The sequence below is a fragment of the Microbacterium sp. Leaf159 genome (assembly GCF_001423615.1).
Lineage (GTDB): Bacteria > Actinomycetota > Actinomycetes > Actinomycetales > Microbacteriaceae > Microbacterium.
This window is the reverse complement of sequence record NZ_LMOU01000001.1, coordinates 2,590,401-2,612,419: the sequence shown is the minus strand read 5'-3', so window position 1 is coordinate 2,612,419 and position 22,019 is coordinate 2,590,401. Positions and strand designations below refer to the sequence as shown.

Annotated in this window: 21 protein-coding genes and 2 pseudogenes; 17 read left to right on the top strand and 6 right to left on the bottom strand. The window is 68.3% G+C overall.

Going from position 1 to position 22,019, the window contains the following annotated elements:
• The first annotated feature begins 52 nt into the window (after nucleotides 1-52).
• On the top strand, nucleotides 53-424 hold the full coding sequence (locus ASF80_RS12355; RefSeq protein WP_056311151.1) for a helix-turn-helix domain-containing protein: 372 nt from the start codon (nucleotides 53-55) through the stop codon (nucleotides 422-424).
• A gap of 164 nt (nucleotides 425-588) precedes the next feature.
• Here the strand turns inward: ASF80_RS12355 and ASF80_RS12350 are convergent, their stop codons facing one another.
• On the bottom strand, nucleotides 589-1,182 hold the full coding sequence (locus tag ASF80_RS12350; protein WP_056311148.1) for a ClpP family protease: 594 nt from the start codon (nucleotides 1,180-1,182) through the stop codon (nucleotides 589-591).
• Complete coding sequence (locus tag ASF80_RS12345) at nucleotides 1,179-1,793, bottom strand: ClpP family protease (RefSeq protein WP_056311147.1); 615 nt, start codon at nucleotides 1,791-1,793, stop codon at nucleotides 1,179-1,181. The genes ASF80_RS12350 and ASF80_RS12345 overlap by 4 nt, the downstream gene beginning before the upstream one ends.
• Nucleotides 1,794-1,919: 126 nt before the next feature.
• Between ASF80_RS12345 and ASF80_RS12340 the strand changes: the two genes are divergently transcribed.
• Both ASF80_RS12340 and ASF80_RS12335 read left to right on the top strand, forming a co-directional pair.
• Nucleotides 1,920-2,387 carry an acyl-CoA thioesterase gene (locus ASF80_RS12340; RefSeq protein ID WP_082488305.1) on the top strand — a complete coding sequence of 156 codons (468 nt, stop codon included), beginning with the start codon at nucleotides 1,920-1,922 and terminating at the stop codon, nucleotides 2,385-2,387.
• Nucleotides 2,388-2,450: 63 nt separating this feature from the next.
• A complete protein-coding gene (locus ASF80_RS12335; protein ID WP_056311145.1) occupies nucleotides 2,451-4,160 on the top strand; it encodes an AMP-binding protein in 1,710 nt (569 codons plus the stop codon).
• A gap of 10 nt (nucleotides 4,161-4,170) precedes the next feature.
• On the opposite strand, the gene ASF80_RS12330 is transcribed toward ASF80_RS12335, so the two are convergent.
• Together ASF80_RS12330 and ASF80_RS12325 are read right to left on the bottom strand one after the other, a co-directional pair.
• Entirely contained in the window at nucleotides 4,171-4,563 is a 393-nt protein-coding gene (locus ASF80_RS12330; protein WP_145985693.1) for a hypothetical protein, read from the bottom strand.
• Between the two features lie 120 nt (nucleotides 4,564-4,683).
• The gene (locus ASF80_RS12325; RefSeq protein ID WP_056311142.1) at nucleotides 4,684-6,156 is read right to left on the bottom strand and encodes an MATE family efflux transporter; all 1,473 of its coding nucleotides are present in this window, start codon (nucleotides 6,154-6,156) and stop codon (nucleotides 4,684-4,686) included.
• A gap of 146 nt (nucleotides 6,157-6,302) precedes the next feature.
• On the opposite strand from ASF80_RS12325, the gene cycA reads away from it, so the two are divergent.
• The 12 genes from cycA (at nucleotide 6,303) to ASF80_RS12265 (ending at nucleotide 19,368) form a co-directional block, all read left to right on the top strand.
• Entirely contained in the window at nucleotides 6,303-7,763 is a 1,461-nt protein-coding gene (gene cycA / locus ASF80_RS12320) for a D-serine/D-alanine/glycine transporter (protein WP_056311140.1), read from the top strand.
• Between the two features lie 185 nt (nucleotides 7,764-7,948).
• Entirely contained in the window at nucleotides 7,949-8,935 is a 987-nt protein-coding gene (locus tag ASF80_RS12315; protein ID WP_056311138.1) for an aldo/keto reductase, read from the top strand.
• Nucleotides 8,936-8,966: 31 nt separating this feature from the next.
• A complete protein-coding gene (locus ASF80_RS12310; protein WP_082488304.1) occupies nucleotides 8,967-9,305 on the top strand; it encodes a YigZ family protein in 339 nt (112 codons plus the stop codon).
• Between the two features lie 4 nt (nucleotides 9,306-9,309).
• Nucleotides 9,310-10,185, top strand: coding sequence for a hypothetical protein (locus ASF80_RS12305; RefSeq protein WP_157521051.1), 876 nt, complete (start codon nucleotides 9,310-9,312; stop codon nucleotides 10,183-10,185).
• A 163-nt stretch (nucleotides 10,186-10,348) separates the two neighbouring features.
• Nucleotides 10,349-11,278, top strand: a complete 930-nt coding sequence (locus ASF80_RS12300) for a DnaJ domain-containing protein (RefSeq protein ID WP_056311134.1) — start codon at nucleotides 10,349-10,351, stop codon at nucleotides 11,276-11,278.
• Nucleotides 11,279-11,431: 153 nt separating this feature from the next.
• Nucleotides 11,432-12,424, top strand: coding sequence for a LacI family DNA-binding transcriptional regulator (locus ASF80_RS12295; protein ID WP_056311131.1), 993 nt, complete (start codon nucleotides 11,432-11,434; stop codon nucleotides 12,422-12,424).
• A 35-nt stretch (nucleotides 12,425-12,459) separates the two neighbouring features.
• On the top strand, nucleotides 12,460-13,728 hold the full coding sequence (locus ASF80_RS12290) for an extracellular solute-binding protein (RefSeq protein ID WP_056311130.1): 1,269 nt from the start codon (nucleotides 12,460-12,462) through the stop codon (nucleotides 13,726-13,728).
• Between the two features lie 10 nt (nucleotides 13,729-13,738).
• Nucleotides 13,739-14,704, top strand: coding sequence for a carbohydrate ABC transporter permease (locus ASF80_RS12285; protein WP_082488303.1), 966 nt, complete (start codon nucleotides 13,739-13,741; stop codon nucleotides 14,702-14,704).
• A gap of 2 nt (nucleotides 14,705-14,706) precedes the next feature.
• Entirely contained in the window at nucleotides 14,707-15,546 is an 840-nt protein-coding gene (locus tag ASF80_RS12280) for a carbohydrate ABC transporter permease (protein ID WP_056311128.1), read from the top strand.
• A 14-nt stretch (nucleotides 15,547-15,560) separates the two neighbouring features.
• Entirely contained in the window at nucleotides 15,561-16,559 is a 999-nt protein-coding gene (locus ASF80_RS12275) for a glycoside hydrolase family 130 protein (RefSeq protein ID WP_056311126.1), read from the top strand.
• Nucleotides 16,560-16,563: 4 nt separating this feature from the next.
• A complete protein-coding gene (locus ASF80_RS12270) occupies nucleotides 16,564-18,609 on the top strand; it encodes a hypothetical protein (RefSeq protein ID WP_056311124.1) in 2,046 nt (681 codons plus the stop codon).
• 102 nt (nucleotides 18,610-18,711) lie between these two features.
• On the top strand, nucleotides 18,712-19,368 hold the full coding sequence (locus tag ASF80_RS12265; protein WP_235559994.1) for a histidine phosphatase family protein: 657 nt from the start codon (nucleotides 18,712-18,714) through the stop codon (nucleotides 19,366-19,368).
• Nucleotides 19,369-19,391: 23 nt separating this feature from the next.
• On the opposite strand, the gene ASF80_RS12260 is transcribed toward ASF80_RS12265, so the two are convergent.
• Nucleotides 19,392-19,916 carry a hypothetical protein gene (locus tag ASF80_RS12260; RefSeq protein WP_157521050.1) on the bottom strand — a complete coding sequence of 175 codons (525 nt, stop codon included), beginning with the start codon at nucleotides 19,914-19,916 and terminating at the stop codon, nucleotides 19,392-19,394.
• Between the two features lie 93 nt (nucleotides 19,917-20,009).
• On the opposite strand from ASF80_RS12260, the pseudogene ASF80_RS12255 reads away from it, so the two are divergent.
• Nucleotides 20,010-20,303, top strand: a pseudogene (locus ASF80_RS12255) (Fur family transcriptional regulator); the annotation flags it as partial.
• Here the strand turns inward: ASF80_RS12255 and gvpH are convergent.
• Nucleotides 20,223-20,435, bottom strand: a pseudogene (gene gvpH, locus ASF80_RS19590) (gas vesicle protein GvpH); the annotation flags it as partial. The pseudogenes ASF80_RS12255 and gvpH overlap by 81 nt on opposite strands.
• Nucleotides 20,436-20,496: 61 nt before the next feature.
• Between gvpH and ASF80_RS12250 the strand changes: the two are divergent.
• Complete coding sequence (locus ASF80_RS12250) at nucleotides 20,497-21,960, top strand: catalase (protein ID WP_056311118.1); 1,464 nt, start codon at nucleotides 20,497-20,499, stop codon at nucleotides 21,958-21,960.
• Nucleotides 21,961-22,019 lie beyond the last annotated feature (59 nt).

Below are 22,019 nucleotides of genomic sequence, written 5' to 3'. Positions count from 1 at the left end.
GCTCTGAGCAGAACGGCTCGATTCCCTCGCTGACGGCGGATTATCGTGAGGCATGGCCGACCTCGTCCCGTTCCCTCGCGCACCTCGCTCTGCCCGCCCTCGCCCGGCCCGCCCTCGTCCCAGTGAGCCCGAACCCCTGTGGCGCCAGATGGTCGGCGACCAGCTGCGACGCCGACGCCACCACCGCGACGAGACCCTGACCGAGACGGCCGGGAACGCCGGAGTCTCGCCTCAGTACCTCTCGGAGGTCGAACGAGGACTCAAAGAGCCGTCGAGCGAGATGATCGCCGCGATCGCCGGGGCCCTCGACACCTCCCTGATCGAGCTGACGAGCGCCGTGGCCGACGAGCTGCGCCAGGCGACGGCGGCTCCGGCATCCGCTGCGGTGTCCGTCACCCGCGGGACCTTCGCCCTCGCCGCCTGACCGGGCCCCTCTTCCGTCTGTCCGTCCATCTGCAGCACCCCGGCACGCCTGCAGGACCAGAACGGCCGAATCATCTGCATCCGCGCTTCGATCTTGCAGACGTGCAAGGGCACCAGACGTACCCCGATCCTGCAGACGGACCGAGGCACCCGACCCGCTAGCCATCAGACGGCCCGCTCCCCCAGCACGGTGTCGATCAGTCCGTAGTCCAGGGCAGCGGATGCCGTGAAGACGCGGTCCCGATCGGTGTCGGCGCGCAGCTCGCTCAGCGATCGGCCGCTGTGTCTGGCGAGGATCGACTCCATGTCCGAGCGCACCCGCACGACCTCGTCGGCCGCGAGGATGAGATCGGGGATCGCGCCGCGTGACTGCCCCGCGGGCTGATGCAGCACGATGCGGGCGTGGGCGAGAGCGGCTCGCTGTCCCGGCGCTCCGGCCGCGACGAGCAGCGCGGCGGGTCCGATCGCCTGCCCGACGCAGGTCGTCGCGACGGCGGGACGGATGTGCTGCATCGTGTCATAGATCGCGAGCGCCGCCCCGGGGTCACCGCCTTCGCTGTTGATGTAGAACTGGATGCCGGAGTCCTGACTGTCGGCATCCAGATGCAGCAGCTGCGCGATGAGGGCGTTCGCGACTCCCGCATCGATTCCGGTGCCGAGATAGATGACCCGCTCCGCGAGCAGGTGCGAGTAGACGTCCATGACCCGATCGCCCCGCGGATGCTGCGCGATGACGTTCGGGATCGTGTAGCCGCTCATGCGCTCGCCCCCAGACCGACGCGGGCCCGGCGACGCGGCATGAGGTCGCCGAGAGAGGCGACGATCTCGTCGATGAAGCCGTAGTCCTTCGCCTGCCCTGCGGTGTACCAGCGGTCGTGCAGTGAGTCCTCGAAGATCCGCTCTCTGGGCTGACCGGTGTCGTCGGCGATCAGCCCGAGCACCGTGTCGCGCATGTGCCGCAGATCGTCGGCCTGCGTCTCGATCTCGCCCGCCGACCCGCCGATGCCCGCAGACCCCTGGTGCATCAGGATGCGCGCATGCGGCAGCGCGCGGCGCTTGCCCTTCGTGCCGGCGGACAGCAGGAATTGTCCGGCACTGCAGGCGAGCCCGAGCGCGAGGGTCGACACGTCGTTCGGCACCATCGTCATCAGGTCGCGGATCGCGAGCATCGAGGGAACCGAACCGCCGGGCGAGTGGATCCACAGCGCGATGTCGGTGGTCGGATCCTCGACCGAGAGGGTCAGCAGCTGCGTCATCAGCAGCGTGCCGTTGTCGTCGTCGAGGGCGCCGTCGAGCACCAGGACGCGTTCGTGGAACAGCGCTCTTCTGGCCTCGGGGCCGAACTGCGGGAGGGAGTTGTCTTCGCTCATGCGACCAGCATCCGCCGCCGCGATCCGCCGCGGTCGGGTATCCGCTCGGGGCGGATCAGCCCACGGCAGATCGAGTCGGCATGCTCGCGTAACACCCCCGACTCACGAGGCTCCTACCCTCGGAGCATGGCGAAGCAGAAGACACCCGAGTGGCAGTGGTCCGAGGACGGCATCAACTTCCGCACCCGCAAGTGGGTGCGCCCCGAAGACCTCAACGCGAACGGCTCGCTGTTCGGAGGCAGCCTGCTGAAGTGGATCGACGAGGAGGCGGCGATCTACGCGATCGTGCAGCTGGGCAACTACCGTGCGGTGACGAAACACATCTCGGAGATCAACTTCGAGGCGTCCGCAGTGCAGGGCGACCTGATCGAGATCGGCCTGCAGGCCACGCATTTCGGCACCACGTCTCTGACCATGCGGGCCGTCGCCCGCAACATGATCACCCGCAAGCGCATCCTGACGATCGACAAGATCGTGTTCGTGAGCCTGGATGACGACGGAGTGCCCACCCCTCACGGGTACAGCGAGATCACCTACAACCGCGATCGGATGCCGACCGAGCGCCTGGCCACGGGGACCATCCGCCTGCCGTAGGTCGGCACGGCGGCCGCGCTCGGTGCGAGGATGGAAGACGTCCGTCGAGCAAGGGAGCCCCGAATGAGCCGCAGCGCCACCGCAGCCACGACCGCGATCCGCGAGATGCGCGACTTCCTCTTCGCGAACGCCACCGACTACGCCGCGGCGCGGGACGGATTCTCCTGGCCGGCGCCCACCGAGTTCAACTTCGCTCTCGAGTGGTTCGACGTCGTCGCGGGTGAGACTCCGGATCGTCCGGCCGTGCAGATCGTCTCGGCCGATCTCAGCCTCGAGTCGTGGACGTACGGCGACCTCTCCGCACGTTCAGACCAGGTCGCCGCGTGGCTGACCGGTCTCGGCATCCGTCGGGGCGACCACGTCATCGTGATGCTCGGCAACACGATCGAACTGTGGGAGGTGATGCTCGCGATCACCAAGATCGGCGCGGTGTCGATCCCGACCTCGACCCTGCTCTCGGCATCCGACCTCGCCTACCGCGTCGAGCACGGCCGCGCCCGCGCGATCGTGACCCTGGGCGGCCTGGCAGAGCGCATCGCCGACATCGACGCCGAGGTGCTGCGCATCGGGGTGGGCGAAGGCATCCCCGCCGAGTGGACGCGCTTCGCCGACTCGGCCACCGCGCCGACGACGTTCGCGCCGGACGCCGCGACACCCGCCGACGACACGGCCCTGCTCTATTTCACGAGCGGCACCACCAGCCGCCCGAAGCTCGTGCAGCACACCCACGTCTCGTATCCGATCGGACACCTGTCGACCATGTGGTGGCTGGGCGTGCGCCCAGACGACGTGCACCTCAACATCTCATCGCCGGGATGGGCGAAGCACGCCTGGTCGAGCTTCTACTCACCTTTCCTCGCCGAGGCGGCCGTGTTCGTCTACAACTACGACCGCTTCGACGCGAACACCCTCATGCAGGTGATGGACACGCACAACGTCTCGACGTTCTGCGCGCCGCCCACCGTGTGGCGCATGCTGATCCAGGCCGACCTCGCGCGACTGACCCACCCGCCGCGCGAGCTCGTCGGCGCCGGCGAACCGCTGAATCCCGAGGTCATCGACCGCGTGCGCGAGGCATGGGGCGGAACGATCCGCGACGGATTCGGGCAGACCGAGATGACGGCCTGCGTGGGCAACTCGCCCGGTCAGGTCGTGAAGGTCGGATCCATGGGCCGCCCGCTGCCCGGCTACCCGGTCGTGCTGCTCGACCCCGCCACCGGCGGGCTCGCCGAGGCCGAGGGCGAGATCGCACTCGACCTCGCGCACCCGCCCGCAGGTCTCATGGCCGGGTACTACGACGACCCCGAGAAGACGGCCGAGTCTCGCGTCGGCGGCTATCACCACACCGGCGACATCGCCCAGCGGGATGCCGACGGCTACCTCACCTACATCGGGCGGGCCGACGACGTCTTCAAGGCCTCCGACTACAAGATCTCGCCGTTCGAGCTCGAGTCCGTGCTGCTCGAGCACGAGCTCGTGATCGAGGCCGCGGTGATCCCCAGCCCCGATCCGACACGACTGGCAGTGCCGAAGGCCTACGTGTGCCTGCGGGCAGATGCGGTGGATGCCGAGGCGGACGCCGCGCGATCGATCTTCGCGTACGCCCACGACCGGCTCTCCTCGCACCTGTGGGTGCGCATCATCGAGTTCGTTCCAGAGCTGCCCAAGACGATCTCGGGCAAGATCCGACGCGTCGAGTTGCGCGCGAGAGAGGCCGAGCGCGTGACCTCGGGTGACGAGGCCGGGCAGCACCGCGACCGCGACTACCGCTGAGCTCGCGAGCTCAGCGGGCGAGTGCGGGCTGCGAGCCGGTGCTCGGTGCCGTCGACGCGCGCGGTGCGGGCTGCGGCTCCGGCGCCTTCGCGAGGGCCTCGGCCCGTGCGGTGCGCGCGGTCTGTCGCGCGGGCTCCCCGGCGCTCACGATCGCGCGCACCACGGCGCCGATCACGAGCATCGCGGCGAGCACGACGCCAGACACGAGCAGCGGCGTCCACTGACTCGCGAAAGATGCCGTGGAGCTGAGCATCGCACTCGGGATCCACAGACCCACCGCTCCGCCGGCGAGCCCCGCGGCGCCGCGCATGATCGCGACTCCTGCGACGATCGCGCACAGAGCCGCGATCACGGCTCCCACCACTCCGATCGGCACCAGTATCGATGCCAGTTCGTTTGCCACTCTTGATGACGTCATCACGACCCCCCGGTCAAACGGAATCTCCGCACTACCAACACTACGAAGTGTCGGCATACCGGGCATCCATCTCAAGGATGATGTTCCGTAACTGTGACGCGTCGTTCAGCGGCGCTTCAACCGCGCGAAACGCGACGTCTTGATCACGCGCACCGGCTGGGTGACCACCGCGTCGACGACCATCGAGCCGTCGGTCGGTCCGATGATCGCCATCGCCGACGTCTCGGTCGACTCGACGGGATCCACCGGCATCCGGCCGAGGTCGCGGTGGGCGCGCACGTACGCCGGAACCAGCAGGGCGATCGCGCCGAGCCAGGCCAGCGGGTTGCTGAGCGCCACTCCCTCGAAGCCGATCATGGCGCCGAGCACGAGAGCCGCCCCCACGCGCATCACGAGCTCGACCACCCCGGTGACCGTGGGGATGAGTGTGTGGCCGAGCCCCTGCAGCGCGCCGCGCAGCACGAACAGCACGCCGAGCGCCCAGTATCCGCATCCGTTGATGATCAGCATGAGGTGCGCGAGCCTGACGACCTCGTCGGATCCTTCGCCGACGAACAGCCGCACCATGGGCGTCCCGAACGCGATGATCAGCGCTCCGAGTGCGAGACCGGCGGCGATCGCCATCCAGGTGCCCTCGATCACTCCGCGGCGGATGCGGTCGGGCCGACGCCCGCCGAGGTTCTGGGCCGCATACATCGACGACGCGAGACCGAGCGACGAGAGGAACGCGACGGCCAGACCGTCGACCCTCGACGCCGTCGTGTAGGCGGCGACCGCGTCGGAGCCGAGGGTGTTGAGTGCGACCTGCACCACGAGGGTTCCGATCGCGATGATCGACGCCTGGAAACCCATCGGCAGGCCGAGGCGCAGGTGCTCCGTGAAATCGTTGCGGGTGACCCGCCAGTCGGCACGGCGCAGATGCAGCATCGGCAGGCGGCGGCGCACGAACTCGAGGCACAGCGCGACCGAGACGGCCTGGGCGACCACCGTCGCGAGGGCCGCTCCGCCGACGCCCCACTCGAGCGGGCCGACCATGAGGACGACGAGGCCGACGTTGAGCGCGCACGACACCGTGAGGAAGATCAGGGGCGTGCGCGAGTCGCCGATCGCCCGGATGATCGCCGAGAGGTAGTTGAAGAACATCGTCGCGCTCGCGCCGATGAAGCTGATCTGCGTGAAGATCGTCGCCTCGGGCATGAGCTCGGCAGGGGTCTGCAGCAGCGCGAGCACGGGCGCGGCGATCAGCGGCGCGACGATCGTCAGCACGACACTCGTGATGCCGGTCAGGATCACGCCGGTCGCGACCGACCGTCGCACGGCCGCGCCGTCGCCCGCGCCGAACGCCTGGGCTATCGGGATCGCGAAGCCGCTGGTCAGGCCCCAGGCGAAGCCGATCAGCAGGAAGAGCAGGCTGCCCGTGGCGCCGACGGCTGCGAGCGACTCGACGCCGAGATGACGGCCGACGACGACGGCGTCGGCGAACTGGTACATCTGCTGCACGACGTTGCCGAGCAGCAGGGGGATCGAGAACGAGAGGATGACACGCCACGGGCGGCCCGTAGTGAGAGAGGTGGCCATGAAGGAAGCGGCTCGCAGAACTGGGGGATGATCGGGGGTCGAACCAGGATATCGAATCGATTCGGTTAACTGCCATCCCCGATCGACAAGTACGGTCGGAAGGATGCCGCAGCGGGTCGCGGCACGGAACACCGGAGGTTCGAGCGATGACGGCACAGGACACGGAAGGAACCGTCGGGGTGGACGGAGCCGCCGACGGAGAAGAGCAGCACCTGAAACGTGCTCTCAGCAATCGGCACATCCAGCTGCTCGCGATCGGCGGAGCGATCGGCACCGGCCTCTTCATGGGCAGCGGCAAGACGATCTCGGTCGCCGGCCCCTCGGTGATCTTCGTCTACATGATCATCGGCTTCATGCTCTTCTTCGTCATGCGGGCGATGGGCGAGCTGCTGCTGTCCAACCTCAAGTACAAGTCCTTCAGCGACTTCGCGGGCGACCTGCTCGGCCCGTGGGCCGGGTTCTTCACCGGGTGGACGTACTGGTTCTGCTGGGTCGTCACCGGCGTCGCCGACGTGATCGCGATCGCCGGATACACGGACGCGCTGCTCCCCGGCATCCCGTTGTGGATCCCCGGCGTGCTCGTCATCGTCATCCTGCTCGCGCTGAACCTGCCCACCGTCGCCGCGTTCGGCGAGATGGAGTTCTGGTTCGCGCTGATCAAGATCGTCGCGATCGTCGCGCTCATCATCACCGGTCTCGTGATGATCTTCACCGGCTTCCAGCACGACGCCGGCACCGCCAGCTTCAGCAACCTGTGGGATCACGGCGGCATGTTCCCCCACGGCTTCATGGGCTTCGTCGCCGGATTCCAGATCGCGGTGTTCGCGTTCGTCGGTGTCGAGCTCGTCGGCACCGCCGCGGCCGAGACGAAGGATCCGGAGAAGAACCTGCCCAAGGCGATCAACGCGATCCCGATCCGCATCCTGCTCTTCTACGTGGGCGCGCTCATCATCCTGATGGCCGTCACCCCGTGGACCGAGTACGTCGCGGGCGAGAGCCCCTTCATCGCGATGTTCGCGCTCGCGGGTCTCGGCATCGCGGCGACCGTCGTGAACCTCGTCGTGCTCACCTCGGCGATGTCGAGCGCCAACTCGGGCATCTACTCGACCTCGCGCATGGTGTTCGGACTCGCGAAGGACGGCGACGCCCCGCGCCTCTTCGGCCGCCTCTCGAAGCGCCGCGTGCCGCAGAACGCGCTGTTCCTCTCGTGCATCCTGCTGCTCTCGGGCGTCGTGCTGCTCTACGCGGGCAAGGACATCGGCACGGCGTTCGACATGGTCACGACGGTGTCCGCCGTGTGCTTCATGTTCGTCTGGACGATCTTCCTCTGCAGCTACCTCGTCTACCGGCGCAGGCGCCCCGAGAAGGTCGCAGCGTCAAAGTTCCGGATGCCGGGCGGCGTCTTCATGGTCTACGTGGTGCTCGCGTTCTTCGTGTTCATCCTCTGGGCGCTCACGACCCAGCCCGACACGCTGACCGCACTGCTGGTGACGCCGATCTGGTTCGTGCTGCTGCTCGTGGCCTGGCTGTTCGTGCGCAGGTCGCAGAACCACCTGACACGCCACGCAGCGCACATCGCGTACCTGCGCGACGACTCCGCGGAGTAGTCGCGGGCGTCTCCGCGTTCACAATTCAGCATGAGCCGGCCGATTCCTGACGAATCGGCCGGCTCTGTCGTGTCCGGGGCATCTCGTGCTGAATCGTGAACCCGCGGTGTCTGAGGGAGGTTCCGACAGGCCCTCCCTCAGCGCCGTCAGCGCGCGTAGCGTCGGTCTCGACGAAAGGACTCGACATGCACACTCGCACACTCGGCCAGGGACTCGAGGTCTCGGCTGTCGGACTCGGCTGCATGGGGATGTCGCAGAGCTACGGCCCGAACCCCGGCAGTCGCGACGAGATGATCGCCGTGCTGCGTTCGGCGCTCGATCTCGGCGTGACATTCTTCGACACCGCCGAGGTTTACGGCCCCTACGTCAACGAAGAGCTCGTCGGTGAGGCGCTGGAGCCGATCCGCGACCAGGTCGTCATCGCGACGAAGTTCGGCTGGCGCATCGAAGACGGCAAGAGCGTCGGTCTCGACAGTCGGCCCGAGCAGATCCGCCGCGTCGCCGAGCAGTCACTGAGCCGTCTGCGCACCGATGTGATCGACCTCTTCTACCAGCATCGCGTCGACCCCGACGTGCCGATCGACGACGTCGCGGGCACGGTCGCCGAGCTGATCGCCGAGGGCAAGGTGCGTCACTTCGGTCTCTCCGAAGCATCCGCCTCGACGATCCGCCGCGCGCACGCGGTGCAGCCGGTCACGGCAGTGCAGAGCGAGTATTCGCTGTGGACCCGCGACCCCGAGGACGAGGTGCTCCCCACTCTCGCCGAGCTCGGCATAGGCTTCGTGCCGTTCAGCCCCCTCGGCAAGGGATTCCTCACCGGCACCGTCGATCAGACGACCTCGTTCTCAGCCGGGGACATCCGCGGCACGATCCCGCGCTTCAGCGAGGAGAATCGGGCCGCGAACCAGGCCCTCGTGAGTCACGTCACGGCTCTCGCGGAGGCCAAGCAGTCGTCGTCCGGCCAGATCGCGCTGGCCTGGCTGCTCGCCCGGCAACCGTTCATCGTCCCCATCCCCGGAACGAGGCGCACATCGCGGATCGCCGAGAATGCGGGAGCGACGGCCGTCGCGCTCTCAGCCGACGAGATGGCCGATCTCGACCAGCTCGCCGCCCGTGTCGGTGTGCAGGGCGACCGCTACAACCCGCAGCAGATGTCGTTCGTCGACCGTTGAGTGCGCATGGTGGCTGGGTAGTCTGGGGCAGATGACCTCCGCCCGCACCTACCCGGCCACGATCGCCGCGCCTGTGAAGCACGAGCTCATCATCAAGAAGTCGCGGTTCATCGCGACCGTCGAACCGGTCGTCTCGGTCGACGACGCGGATGCGGTCATCGCGCGTGTCCGCAAGCAGTGGTGGGATGCCAGGCACAACTGCACCGCGATGGTCACCGGCTTGCTCGGCGACCAGGCGAGATCGTCGGATGACGGCGAGCCGTCCGGTACTGCGGGGTGCCGATGCTCGAACACCGTGGGCGCGATCGGCGACGGCATCGGCGCGATCGGTGAAGGGATCGGAGACACGTGGAACTCGATCTTCGGATGACGCGATGAGAGCTCCGCGCCCGATGCCGACGACGCGCCTGGAGGCGCTCCTCGGGAGGCACGGTGCCGTCGTGGCCCTGTGGCTGAGTGCGGCTCTCGCTGTGGCGCTCTCCGCGTTGCTGTGGGGCGCTGCTCTCGAACGTCCCCTCGCATCCAGCCTGGCGTCGATGGTGCCGATCCTCGTCTCGATCCCGATCGTGTGCTGGGCGTTCGTCGTGTTCCAGCTCGTGACGACGAGAGTGCGGCGCACAGGACCGGCCCAGATCAGCGCCGCGCGAGACGCTCTCCCGCACGGCATCCTCATCCCCGGTCGCCGAGGCCACACCCTTGCGCTGCTCGCTGCCGTGGGCACCGCTGCGGCGTTCTGTGTGATCGCCACGGTGACCACGAGCGGCGGATGGGCGATCGCCTGGGGTTCGTGCGCCGCTCTTTGCGTCATCGCGACGGTGAGTACGGGGATCGCTGCAGCGCACCCTCGCAGACTCATCCTGCATCCGAACGGTCTCGGCTCTGCCTCGTTCCTCTCCGACGCCGCGGTGCAGTGGCACGACATCGAGACGATCGAGTTCACCGAGGGTGCTGCGGGGATGATGGTGCTTCGCGTGCACGTCGCTCCGACCGCGACGTCATTCGAGTCGGTCTGGCGACACCCATTCTTCCGACGTAAGAAGTCACTCGACGTCGAGCCGTTGTCGCTCGGGATCGACGGGACTCTCCTCTGGCTGGCCCTGCGACTGTACGCCACAGACCCCGCCGCCCGACAAGAGCTCGCCTCCGGTCGCACGCCCGCGCGTCTCTTCGATCCCGTCACGGCCACGGCCGTCCCGTTCGCCGTCGCGCACCCCGTGATCGACGTGTTCCGACCCAGCCCACGGAGCTGATCGCTGCTCGCAGACGACGCGCTTCAGACCAGCCGCAGCCGAGGTGTCCAGGGGTTGCCGCGTCCCGCCTCCCACGACTGGACTCACGGCTGATCCCGACCGCCACGGCTGATCCACAACGACAGCCGGATATTCTGGATGCCGCGATCTCGGAAGGAGAGCGATGTTCGACAGCCCGCTCTCGGCCTCTGCCTACGAGATCCTCGGCGTGGACCCGTCGGTCGACGACGTCGAGCTCCGCCGCGCGTATCGACTGCGTCTGCGGGAGACCCACCCGGACACCGGAGGCGACGCCGCCGTGTTCATCCAGGTGCAGCGCGCGTGGGAACTCGTCGGCACCATCGAGAGTCGCGCCGCCTACGACCGCCGCTCGGGCGCGCATCCCGGCATACCCTCGGAACCGGAGTGGAGCGGATGGCGTCCGCAGTCCCCGACGCGCACCGACACACGCCCGCGGGCGCGCTCGTACGGCCACCCCGGCGGCTGGCGACGTGAGCGCTACCTGTCGCTGATCCGCGAGTGGGCGGGCCGCGGCGTCGAGGTCCCCGATCCGTACGACCCCGCGCTCGTGCGCTCGGCACCGCGAGACCTGCGACGACTGCTCGCCGATGCGCTGGCCGAAGAGGCGACCGCCCGCACGGTGAGCGCCCTCGGCATGGGATTCACCGTCTGGCACGACGTCGCCACGAGCGCCGATGCCGACGACAAGCTCGACCACGTGGTGCTCAGCCCCTCGGGCCTCTACGGCGTGATGTCGGAGGACTTCGGCGGAGTCGTCGGATTCCGGCGCGGTGAGATCACCGGGCCGAGCCTCGGCACCCGCGCGCCCGTCACCGCGGCCCTCGCCCGCATGCGTACGGTCGCCAAGGCCGCTCGGGTGAAGTTCGGCGGAGTGATCGTCGTTCTCCCCGACGACGATCTGGCGCAGGCCGTCACACCCCTCGGCAGCAGCCGCGGAGTGCCGGTCGTCGTCGTGCGACGCAGCGCGCTGTCGATGGTGCTGCGTCAGGGAGTTCCGGGTGCCAGGGCGATCGGCGGCAACGAGCTGTTCGACGTGCGCACACGCCTGCAGCAGACCGTCACGTTCGTCTGAGCCGCGTCGTCTGATCCGGGCTCCGCCCTTGCAAGGGGTCTTGACCACGGTCATCAAACCGGTTTACACTCGCTTCACCCGCAATCGTCAAACCGGTTAAACACTGCCAGACCGGATGCCGACGATCAGCCCGATGTTCCACGAGGAGGTGGCATGAGCCGCACGACGATCGCCGACGTCGCCCGTGAAGCCGGCGTCACCAAGGCCACCGTCTCGCACGCGATGAGCGGCAAGCGGCCCATCTCCGACGACACCAGGGCCAAGGTGCTGGCCGCGGCCGAGAAGCTGAACTGGGTGCCGAGCCAGAGCGCCCGGGCCCTGGCAACCCAGAAGGCGAACGCCGTGGCCGTCGTGCTGGCCCGCGACCCCGAGGTCATCGCGAACGATTCGTTCTTCCCCGCGTTCATCGCGGGCGTCGAGTCGGTGCTCGCCGAGACCGAGACCGGACTGATCCTGCATGTGGTCCCTGACCGCGCCGCCGAGGAGCGCGCCTACCGCGCTCTCAGCCACGGACGAGCCGACGGCGCCCTGCTGCTCGACCTGCGCACCGACGACTGGCGCGTGCCGCTGCTCGAAGAACTCGAGCTGCCCGCCGTGCTGGTGGGCGCCTACGAGCAGCCGACCCGCTTCTCGTGCGTCCGCACCGACGACGCGGAGCCGATCCGCGAGATCATCGCGCACCTGCGCAGCGCCGGCCACGAGCGCATCGCGCATGTCGCAGGCCCCCTCGACTACGTGCACTCGCGGGTGCGCGCGGATGCCTACATCTCCGCCGTCGGAGACGACGACCTCCTGCGCGAGGGCGACTTCACCGCCGCCAGCGGCCGCGCCCGCACCGCCGAGCTGCTCGCGCTGCCCGAGCGACCGACCGCGATCCTGTACTCGAACGACACCATGGCGATCGCCGGCCTGTCGTTCGCCCGTTCGAGCGGGCTGAGCATCCCCCGCGATCTCGCGATCGCGGGCTTCGACGACGACCATCTCTCCGCCCACCTCTCCCCCGCTCTCACGAGCGTCTCGTCAGGGCCCGCCGCGCGAGGACGCGCTGCGGCCCGTCTGCTGCTGGCCGACATCCTGGGCGCCGAACCGCGCACCGAGGTCGTCGACTGCAACATCGTGCACTTCCGGGAGAGCACCACCCGTTAGACGATCACCCGAACCATCGCGTCAAGGAGGACACCATGAAGAAGAAGATCCGCGCAGCAGCGCTCTTAGGGGCAGCAGCGCTCGTCGTCACCGGATGCTCGGCAGGCGGGGGCAGCGGCGAAGGCTCAGCCGACTCCACCGGTCCCATCGACATCTGGCTGTCGAACAACGAGCAGGAGGTCGCCTGGGGCACCGCCGTCGTCGACGCCTGGAACGCCGAGCACCCCGATGAGAAGGTCAACGCCCAGGAGATCCCCGCCGGCTCATCGTCGGAAGAGGCCATCACCGCCGCGATCACCGCGGGCACCGCGCCCTGCCTCGTCTACAACGTGGCTCCGGCCGCCGTCTCGGGCTGGGTCAAGCAGGGCGGTCTCGTCGACCTCAGCACCATGGAGGGCGGCAGCGACTACATCACCGATCGTGGCGGCGAGGTCGACTCGTACGCCACGGACGACAGCTTCTACCAGCTGCCGTGGAAGTCGAACCCCGTGATGGTGATGTACAACAAGGCGCTGTTCCAGGCCGCGGGCATCGACCCCGAAGACCCGCAGATGAACACGTACGACGCGTTCCTCGAAGGTTCGCGCGCGATCGTCGCCTCGGGCGTGCAGAGCGCCATCTGGCCGGCGCCGACGAGCGAGTTCTACCAGCCCTGGTTCGACTTCTACCCGCTCTATCTCGCCGAGACCGACGGCACGATGCTCGTCGAAGACGGCACGTCGACGTTCGACTCGGATGCCGGCAGCGAGGTCGCCGAGTTCTGGAAGACCTTCTACGACGAGAAGCTCTCCCCGAACGAGGCGTCGACCGACGATGCGATGTCAGCCGGCACCACCGCCATGCAGCTCGCGGGCCCCTGGGCGATCCCGTCGTACGCCGACACCGTCGACGTCGGCTTCATGCCGGTGCCCACGAGCGACGGCCGCGAGAACCCGACGACCTTCGCCGACTCGAAGAGCGTCTCGATGTTCACGGCGTGCGAGAACCAGGGCACCGCGTGGGAGTTCCTGAAGTTCTCGACCAGTGTCGAGAGCGACGGGCAGCTGCTCGAGGCGACCGGTCAGATGCCGATGCGCACCGACCTCACCGGCACGTACGCCGACTACTTCGACGCGAACCCGAACTACGTGGCGTTCGCCGAGCAGGCCGAGGCGACGGCGGATGTGCCCAGCATCCCCAACTCCGTAGAGGCCTGGCAGGCGTTCCGTGACGAGTACTCCGCATCCGTGATCTTCGACAAGGAGCCGATCGCCGACTTCCTGAAGAACGCGGCAGCGAAGATCGACGATCTCGTCGCCGAGTGATGAGTCTGCGATGACGCTCCGAGACGACGCCGTCGCGGACGTGGCCGGGGGCACTGCTGCCCCGGCCCCGTCCGCGGGACGGCCACCCAGGGGGCGGTTGCGCACCCGGCTGTTGGGGGCGCAACCGCTCGGCGCCCTCTTCGCGCTGCCGTACTTCGTCTTCGTGATCGCGATCTTCGCGTACCCCCTCGGGTTCGCGATCTACATCGCCTTCCACGACTACTTCTTCACCGCACCCAACGTCGAGGTCGAGCGCCCGTTCGTGGGCTTCGACAACTTCGTCACCGTCCTCACCGACCCGCGCGTGCTCGGCTCGTTCCGCAACACGCTGATCTTCCTCGTCATCAACGTGCCGCTCACCGCCGTGCTCTCGCTCGTGCTCGCCGCGGCGCTGAACACCGGCATCCGCTGGGTCGCCGCCTATCGGGTGGCGTTCTACGTGCCTTATCTCACGGCGAGCGTCTCGCTGGTCGGCGTCTGGATGCTGCTGTTCTCGGGCAACGGACTGATCAACACCATCCTCGGCCCGCTCGCACCGGATCCGTCGTGGCTCGTGAACAGCGGACTCGCGATGCCGATGATCGCGCTGTACGTGACCTGGAAACAGTTGGGGTTCTACATCCTGCTCTACCTCGCCGCCCTGCAGAACGTGCCCAAAGAGCTCTACGAGTCGGCCGAGACCGACGGCGCCGGCGCGTTCTCGCGCTTCTGGAACGTCACGATCCCCGGCGTCCGCAATGCGACCACGCTCGTGCTGATCCTGTCGATCATCACCGGCGCCAACCTCTTCACCGAGCCGTACCTGCTCACGAACGGCGGCGGCCCCGACGGCGCCTCCTCGACACCCGTGCTGCTCATCTACCAACTGGGCATCCAGCAGCAGAACCCCGACACCGCGGCTGCGATCGGCATGATCCTCGTGATCCTGGTCGGGATGCTGTCGCTCGCCGCCAACCGCGCAACCAGGGAGCGATGACCATGAGACGCAAGCGTTCACTCCCCCGCATCCTGAGCCTGGTGCTCCTCACGGTCGCGGCCATCGGCTTCGCCTTCCCGTTCTACTTCATGTTGGTCGGCGCCTTCCAGGAGAACCCGACGAACTCGCCTAACGAGCTCTTCCCGACCTCCGGGTGGACCGTCGACAACTTCGTCGCGATCGACTCGCGCATCGACCTGGTCGGCTCGCTGCTCAACTCGCTGATCTTCACCGCCGGCGTGCTGCTGGGGACCGTCGTGTTCGGCCTGCTCGCGGGTTATGCGATCGCCCGACTCGACTTCCGCGGTCGCGGGGTCATCTGGGTGCTCATGCTGCTCGTGCAGATGGTGCCGTTCCAGCTGCTGATGATCCCGCTCTACGTGCAGATCACGCGCAGCTACGGGCTCGGCGATTCGTACCTGGGCATGATCCTGCCGTTCCTCATCAACACGACGGCGGTGTTCATCTTCGTGCAGTTCTTCAAGGCGCTGCCCGTCGAGATCTTCGAGGCCGCACGCATCGACGGCGCGGGCGAGATCCGCCTGCTGACGTCGGTCGCGATCCCACTGATCAAGCCGGTGCTCGTGACCGTCGTGCTCGTCACCTTCATCGGTCCGTGGAACGAGTTCCTCTGGCCGTTCCTCATCACGAAGGATGCGTCGCTGCAGCCGCTCGCCGTCTCCCTCGCGAACTACATCTCCAACGTCGCGCAGTCCACGGCGAACCCCAACGGCGCGATCCTCGCGGGTGCGACAGCGCTGGCGTTCCCCGTCGTGATCCTGTTCGTCGTCTTCCAGCGGTTCTTCCGAGCCACCGACCTCGGCGCGGCCGTCAAAGGCTAGCCAGAAAGGCATCCATGTTCTCCGGAGCCACCTTCCCCCTGGGCCCGTTCACCCCCTACGAGGCCAACCCCATCCTGCGGCCGAAAGGCGACAGCTGGGAGTCGGCCAACCTCTACAACCCGGCCGCGATCGTCGACGGCGACGAGGTGGTGCTGCTGTATCGGGCGCACGCAGACGACATCGTGTCGCACATCGGCATCGCGCGCTCGAAGGACGGCGTGAACTTCACTCGCGAGGATGCGCCGATCCTCTCCCCCTCCGAGGACTACGAGCGCTTCGGATGCGAGGACCCGCGCATCGCGCTGATCGACGGCACGTACTACCTGACTTACACCGGCTGGGACAGGCGCAGCGCGCAGCTGTGCCTCGCGACCTCGACCGACCTGCGCACCTGGACCAAGCACGGCCCGCTGTTCGACGACTTCGACACGTTCAAGACCATGGACCCGCGCGGTTTCAACTGGTCGAAGGCCGGGGTCATCGTGCCGCAGCGGATGCACGGGAAGTGGTGGATGTACTTCGGCGAGGGGGCGATCTACTGGGCGACCAGCGACGATCTCATCCACTGGACCCCTGGCACGGCCGACACCGAGCCGATGTACTCGCCGACCCCTGGCACGTGGGACGAAGCGCTCGTCGAGATCGGCACCTCGCCCGTGCTGGCCGACAACGGCCTGCTCGTGTTCCTCACGAACGGGGCGACCCGCACGGTGCACGCTGACGGCTCGGTCGACGTCGACTATCGCTGCGGACAGATCGCGATCGACCCCGACGAGCCGACGAAGGTGATCGCCCGCCTGCAGGAGCCATGGCTGCGGCCGCAGACCTTCGAGGACATGCACGGTCTGGTGTCGAATGTGACGTTCGTCGAGGGACTCGTGAAGTTCCAGGAGAAGTGGTTCGCCTACTACGGACAGTCCGACACGACGCTGGCCGTCGCCATCCACGATCCGGCGCAGCCCTGGGGTCGCGCACTGAGAGACTCCGCCGGCTCAGGCGCTGACAAGGAATGAGACCATGTCCATCTCCCGACGCACGTTCCTGACCGCGGCGGCCGCCGGCTCGGCGCTCGCGCTGCTGCCCCTCGATGCGCACACGGCGCAGGCCTCGGCATCCGCCGGTCTTCGTCCCTGGGGCTCCGCGCCGCTGGATGCCGCACGTGGTGCGCGACTCACGAACCTCGCGCACCTGCGGTTCCTGCTCGCCGAGGTGCCGGTGGTCGCGAGCGCGACGCACACCACGTTCGGCATCGAGGCATCGCCGCGGGTGCTCGCGCCGTGGACGTATGCCGACACCGACGGCGCCGGCGGTTACCGCCCCGTCGGCGGAGGGACGCGCGACGCCGTGACCGGGTACTGGACGCAGGGCGCGTACAACGCGGACGACATCGCCCGCGCGGCCATCGTGTTCCTGCGTGACTGGACGGCGACCGGCGATCCGCAGAGCCGGGACGAGGCGCGTGATGTCTTGCGGTCGCTCGCGTTCCTGCAGACGACGAGCGGTGACAACGCCGGTCGAGTCGTGCTGTGGCAGCAGGAGGACGGCACGCTGAACCCCAGCGCGATCCCCGTCGAGCTGCCCGACCCCTCGGACTCCGCCGAGTCGTACTGGCTCGCCCGCACGGTGTGGGCGTTCGGTGAGGGATACGCCGCGTTCCGCCGGGAGGATGCCGCGTTCGCGGCCTTCCTGCTCGAGCGGCTGCATCTCGCCCTCGATGCGCTCGGTCGCGAATCGCTGTCTCGAGCCGGGCAGTGGGTGCGCAGCGACGGCAAGGATCTGCCCGCCTGGCTGATCGCCGGCGGAGCGGATGCCACGGCCGAGGCGATGCTCGGGCTCGCCGCCGCGACCGAGGCCGGCGACGCCCGCAGCCGCCAGGCCCTGCAGACCTATGGCGAGGGTGTGGGCGCGATGGCCACCGATCCTGCGAAGGGCTGGCCGTTCGGCGCGGTGCTGCCGTGGACCGGGTCTCTCGGGTTCTGGCACGCCTGGGGTGCGGCTGCACCCGAGGCGCTGGCCAGAGCCGGTGCGCTGCTGAGGCGACGCGACTGGAAGGCCGCGGCCGTCGCTGATGCCGGCACATTCACGCCGCAGGTGCTCGCCTCGGGCGGGCCGCACAACGCGTGGGCGCCGTTGCCCGCCGAAGCGCAGATCGCCTACGGCGCGCACGGTCGCGTGGCTGGAGCCGTGCAGGCGGCAACTGTCGGAGGCGAGGGGCTGCGCGTGCTCGCAGGGCTCGCTGCGGGATGGTTCTTCGGGGCCAACACCGCCGGCATCCCTGTCTACGATCCCGCCACCGGCGTGACGTTCGACGGCGTCGAGACCGACGGGCGAGTGAATCGCAACTCCGGTGCGGAGTCGACGATCCACGGGCTCCTCACGATGCTGCTGCTCGATGCGAACCGCGACATCGCCCGGATCGCGACCTCGATCACCGGGTTGTCCTCTTTCTCGGGGCTGCGGGTGCTCGAGGCCGAGAACGCACGGCTCTCAGCGGGCTGCTCGATCACGCGCCCCGAGAGCGGTGCGTGGATCGGAGAGGGCAACCTCTCGGGTGCTGCTTACGTGACGGTGCCCGCCGGAGAGTCCGTCGAGTTCGATGTGACCGAGGCCGGCGGCATCCTGCACGGGCTCATCTGGAGGCAGGCTGCGGATGCCGGAGACGCGGTGTGGGAGGTGTTCCGCGGTCGCAAGCGGCTCTGGAGCACGCGCACTCCCGCCGGAGGAGCCGGCGATCGGGGTCTCACCGAGGCCGACGGGATGCTGGTGCCGCAGCTGCTCGGCGGCGACCTGCCCGCCGAGGCGGTGACCGTGCGCTGCACCAGCCGCGGCGACGTGCGCCTCGATGCCCTGGTGATCCAGCCGGCTGTCGCTTCGGCCGTGTATGCGACGACCTCGGGCGCCGCCGTGCTGTACGCCAACGGGGGCCGCCGCGATCAGCGGGTCGCGCCCCTCGCGGCAGGATCGGGCCGGTCGTACGACGCCGACGGATCGCAGCGGGGTCAAGCCGTGCAGGGTGGCCAGGTGCGGGTGCGCGGCGGCGGGTTCACGATCACCCGGGCCTGACTTTCGAATCGCGCACCTTGCAATCGGTGGGGGTGCATTTCTGCAAAGTGCGCGATTCGAAGATCGGGCGGCTCGTCGGGCTACGGTTGCGGTGTGCCTGCGATCCCCGAGAACGACCCGTTGCCCGACCGTCCAGCGCCCGACAATCCTTCGGGAAAGCTCGTGCTTCTGCGCCACGGGGAGACGGAATGGTCGAAGGCGGGGCTGCATACGGGGCTCACCGACGTCCCGCTCACCGCCCGGGGCGAGGATCTCGCTCGCGGTGCCGGGGAACTGGTCGCGGACTACGACTTCTCGCTCGTCCTGACCTCGCCGCTCGAGCGCGCCCGCCGCACGGCCGAGCTCGCCGGCCTGCACGCGGAGGTCGACCCGCTGCTCGTCGAATGGGACTACGGCGGATACGAGGGCCGCACGACGAAGGAGATCCGCGAGGAGCTCGGCTACAACTGGAGCGCCTTCACGCATGGTGTGATCCGGGGCGAGACGCCGGGAGAGACCGTCGAAGAGGTGGCCGCCCGCGCGTCGCGGGTTCTCACTCGCGTCCTACCCGCCCTGGTGGACGGAGACGTGGCACTCGTCGCGCACGGCCACTTCCTGCGCATCCTGACCGCCGTCTATCTGCGGCTGGCTCCGCGCTTCGGGGCGCAGATCACCCTGAATGCCGGATCGGTTTCCGTGCTGAGCTTCTACCGTGAGCAGCCGGCGATCCTGTCGTGGAACTACGGACTCGAGCTGCCTCTCGCGCCCTCGGAGTCCTGACACCCATCGAGGTCGCGGGGAACTCACGGCACAGTGACGAGCGAGACGGCATTGATCGTGGGGGCGCCATCGAGCGCGAGCTCGAACCTCACTCCGGTCCGGGCGTTGGTGACGTCGAACGCGATCGTCTCGTTCGTGCAGGCGATCGGCTCCGAGGGCGATCCCTCGTCGAGTTCACTGACGGTGAGCTCGATCGTCCCCTCGCCTCTGCACGCGAACTGCGCCTGATACGTTCCCGGTTCGAGCGACGTGAAGCTGGTGACGTCGTTGGCCGAGCTGTTCTCGCTCATCCATCCGGAGAAGCCGAAGACGTATCCGGGCGAGTCCGACCCGGGCACCGCCTTCTGCGCCCACTCGGGGATCTCTTCGACAGGCATCGGGAGCAGTGCCTCGTCAGCTTCCGCCCCGTCGGGAGTCTTCGTCGGCATGGATGAGGAGGATGCAGAGGGCGATGCCGTAGCCGAGCCCGAGGGCTCCCCCGTGCATCCGGCGAGCGCCACGCCCGCCACCAGGATCAGCCCGATCGTCGCCGCTCGTCTCATACCCATCCCTCCACGCTACGCATCTGCACGGAGCGCGCAACCGTCGACGCCGACACGCCGATCTTTTGAATAACTAAAAACAGCGGGTACAGTCGAGGCATGGACACCGACCTCGACTCCGCGCTTCGCGATGCGGGACTGCGGGCGACCGCGGGCCGTGTCGCTGTGCTCGAGGTGATGGAATCCATGGCCCACACGGATGCGGAGCGGGTCTACCGCGCCGTGGCCGAGGTGCTTCCGACGACGTCGATCCAGTCGGTGCACAACATCCTCGCGGACCTGACGACGGCGGGCCTGCTCCGCCGTATCGAACCGGCAGGCTCCGCAGCGCTCTACGAACGGCGCATCGGCGACAACCACCACCACGTCGTCTGCACCCAGTGCGGTGCGGTCGGCGATGTGGACTGCGTCGTCGGCGAAGCGCCGTGTCTCACCCCGTCTTCGGCGGGGGGATTCACCGTCCGAACAGCCGAAGTCACCTTCTGGGGCCTGTGCCCCAGTTGCCAGAACGCCGCGCACTAGCATCCGTCGTCCGCTCCCGGTCCTCCGGGGTATTCGTCGCGCCCGCGCGCAGAAGGAGAAGAACATGACCGATCCATCGACCACGCCCGCCACCACGACCCAGACGGGAACGCCGGTCGCCAGCGACGCCCACTCGCTCACCGTCGGCGCTGACGGCCCCACGGTCCTCCACGACCGCTACCTCGTCGAGAAGCTCGCATCGTTCAACCGCGAGCGTGTGCCGGAGCGCAACCCGCACGCCAAGGGCGGCGGAGCATTCGGGACGTTCACCGTGACCGAGGACGTCTCGGCCTACACCCGCGCAGCGGCCTTCCAGCCCGGAGCTCAGAGCGAGACGCTGCTGCGCTTCTCGTCGGTCGCCGGCGAGCAGGGCTCCCCCGACACCTGGCGCGACGTGCGCGGCTTCGCGCTGCGCTTCTACACGCCCGAGGGCAACCTCGACATCGTCGGCAACAACACCCCGACGTTCTTCCTGCGCGACGCCATGAAGTTCCCCGACTTCATCCACTCGCAGAAGCGCCTCGGCGACTCGGGTCTGCGCGACGCCGACATGCAGTGGGACTTCTGGACCCTCTCGCCCGAGTCCGCCCACCAGGTCACGTACCTCATGGGAGACCGCGGCCTGCCCCGCAGCTGGCGCCACATGAACGGCTACGGATCGCACACCTACCAGTGGGTCAACGCCGCTGGCGAGCGCTTCTGGGTGCAGTATCACTTCCTCTCCAAGCAGGGCGTCGAGGCGATGAGCGCCGAAGAGGCCGAGAAGCTCGCAGGATCGGATGCCGACTACTACCGTCGCGACCTGTTCGACGCGATCGCGAGCGGCGACGCCCCCTCGTGGGACGTCTACGTGCAGGTCATGCCCTACGACGAGGGCAAGACCTACCGCTTCAACCCGTTCGACCTGACGAAGACCTGGTCGAAGAAGGACTACCCGCGCATCAAGGTCGGCACGTTCACGCTCGACCGCAACCCGCAGAACTTCTTCGCCGAGATCGAGCAGGCCGCCTTCTCGCCCGGCAACCAGGTGCCCGGCACTGGCATCTCGCCCGACAAGATGCTCATGGCTCGCGTGTTCGCGTACTCGGATGCTCAGCGCTACCGCATCGGTGCGAACTACAACCAGCTGCCGGTCAACCAGCCGCACGCGGCCGAGGTGCGCAACTACATGCACGAAGGCCAGATGCAGTACAAGTTCAACCCGGCCGAGCACCGTGTCTACACACCGAACTCGTACGGCGCGGCCGGCGGCCCGACCGCCGATCCCGCAGCCGGTGTCGAGGCGAGCTGGGAGTCGGACGGCGAGCTGATCCGCGCCGCCGCAACCCTGCACCTGGACGACGACGACTTCGGCCAGGCCGGAACCCTGTACCGCACGGTCTTCGACGACGAGCAGCGCGCTCGCTTCCTCGAGACGCTGACCGGCCAGGGCCAGGGCATCACGATCGACGCGATCCGTGAGCGCTTCTTCCAGTACTGGACGAACGTGGATGCGTCGCTGGGCGACGCGCTGCGCGCGCGCTTCTGAGTCGCATCCCTTCGGATCCACTCACGCCGAGACCCATCGTCCCCTCGGGGCCGGTGGGT